The organism is Neisseria sp. P0001.S005, assembly GCF_051963715.1.
In genome coordinates this window covers 1-2,286 of the sequence record NZ_JBQCTZ010000334.1, presented here as the reverse complement: position 1 = coordinate 2,286, position 2,286 = coordinate 1, and the positions used below count along the sequence as shown (strand labels likewise).

The window sequence follows — 2,286 nt, the reverse complement described above, 5'->3', positions numbered from 1 at the left end:
TTTGACTTCGCGTCCCAATACGTCTTTGATAGTTTTGATTTCGGCTTGGGCAAAAAGGGGCAGGAGGGCGAGGGCGGTAAATAAAGCGCGTTTGTTCATGAGCGGATACTTTCAAAGAAATAATTATCATTTGTCTTGTTTTCAGGAGAAAAGTTCCCAGACGGTCCTTCTGCGCTGACATTATTTTCAGACGGCCGTACATTGTTTAAACCTTGCCGAAAAAGTAAAATACCTGTTTTCAAAGACTTTGGAGCCATCATGACCGTCAAAACCCGTTTCGCCCCCAGCCCCACCGGCTACCTGCACATTGGCGGCGTACGCACCGCCTTGTTTTCATGGGCGTTTGCCCGCCATCATAAAGGCGAGTTCCTATTGCGTATCGAAGACACCGACTTGGCGCGCTCTACTGCCGAATCCGTCAACATCATCCTCGACGGCATGAAATGGGTCGGCCTGAACTACGACAACGCCGACAACGTCGTGTACCAAACCCGCCGTTTCGACCGCTATAAAGAAGTCATCGCCGAACTTTTAGAAAAAGGCCATGCCTACTACTGCTATTGCAGCAAAGAAGAGCTGGAAGCCATGCGCGAGAAAGCAGAAAAAGAAGGCACGGCGACGTACGATCGCCGTTGGCGTCCGGAAGAAGGCAAAACTCTGCCCGAAATCCCTGCCGACTTTCAACCCGTCGTCCGCTTCAAAACGCCTTTGGACGGCGTTACGAAATGGACGGACTTGGTCAAAGGCGAAATCTCTATCCCCAACGAAGCACTCGACGACCTGATTATCGCCCGCGCCGACGGCACGCCGACCTACAACTTCTGCGTCGTGGTGGACGACTACGATATGGGCGTTACCCACGTTATCCGCGGCGACGACCATGTGAACAACACCCCGAAACAAATCAACATCTTAAAAGCCATCGGCGCAAATCTGCCCGAATACGGCCACCTGCCCATGATTCTCAACGAACAAGGCAAAAAAATCTCCAAACGCAGCGGCGATACTGTTGCCATTACCGATTTTGGCGCAATGGGCATCCTGCCCGAAGCCATGCTCAACTATCTGGCACGCTTGGGCTGGGCGCACGGCGACGACGAGTTCTTTACGATGGAACAATTCATCGAATGGTTTGATTTGAAAGATGTTTCCCCGTCTCCAAGTCGCATGGATTTGAAGAAACTCTACTGGATTAACGGCGAACACATCAAAATCACCGCCAACGAGAAACTGGCCGAAATGGTGAAACCGCGCCTCGCCCTGCGCGATATCCACGAAACAAGCAAGCCTGCTTTGGAAGATGTGTTGGCATTGGTCAAAGACCGCGCCCAAGACCTGAACACGCTTGCCGACGAGTGCCTCTACTTCTACGTCAAACAAACCCCTGCCGAAGCTGACGTGCAGAAACACTGGGACGACGAAGCCGCCGCCCGTATGCTGCGCTTTGCCGAACGCCTCGAAGGGCTGGAAGACTGGAACGCCGAAGCCATCCACGACCTCTTCAAACCTTTCTGCGACGAAGAAGGCATCAAAATGGGCAAACTCGGTATGCCCCTGCGCCTCGCTGTCTGCGGTACGGCAAAAACTCCAAGCGTTGATGCCGTATTGGCATTAATCGGCAAAGAAGAAGTGTTGAAACGGATCCGTTCGTAAGGCATGAATGATAAAAGGCCGCCTGAAAATTTTTCAGACGGCCTTTTTATTTTGAACAGGATTTATTTATTCTTCTTCGTTCAGTTTATTTTTATCTTTTTTGCGCCACAGGCCTTTAAACAATGCGCCTGCTGCAACAGCACCGAAAATAATCAGTTTGCCGAATTTAGCCAGTAATGCGCCGGCCAAAGCTAATAATCCCAGTTTTTTTGCAGCGATACCGCCAACCAAGGCAGCCAGTCCGTATTCAGCCACTTTGTCGGTTGCGGCATTGAAATCGCTGTAGCGCTTGCCTTCATTGAATTCGATATTACCCAACAATTCTTGCACAATAGGTTTGTATTGATCTATGCTTTTCAAGTCGGTGATCATAGTCAATTCAATATAGCCTTCGCGTCCAAGCTGGAAAGTATTGTAGTTGATGGTAGGATTGGGGTCGGGTTCGTTTTTATTCAGAATGTCAATCGACCAAATCAGACGATGGGTCTTTGCATCATATTGCGGTTTTTCTACCCAGCCGCGTGTTTCTATTTCCGGTATGTTGCGGGAGGCTCGTTCTTTGTTTTGTTCCTCGGTGCCTTCTTTCAGCTGCTCGAGCATGGCTTCAACATCCCATTCTTTGGCATCATCGTC

Annotated in this window: 2 protein-coding genes; one reads left to right on the top strand and one right to left on the bottom strand. The window is 50.1% G+C overall.

What is annotated here, in order from left to right; all coding sequences use genetic code 11:
• Nucleotides 1-258 precede the first annotated feature (258 nt).
• Nucleotides 259-1,653 (top strand): glutamate--tRNA ligase, encoded by a 1,395-nt coding sequence (gene gltX, locus ACTHSP_RS19770; protein WP_440346748.1) that lies wholly within the window; start codon nucleotides 259-261, stop codon nucleotides 1,651-1,653.
• A 66-nt stretch (nucleotides 1,654-1,719) separates the two neighbouring features.
• Here gltX and ACTHSP_RS19765 read toward each other — a convergent pair.
• Nucleotides 1,720-2,286 (bottom strand): DUF2167 domain-containing protein (locus tag ACTHSP_RS19765; protein ID WP_440346747.1); only part of this gene is annotated, 567 nt, incomplete at its 5' end.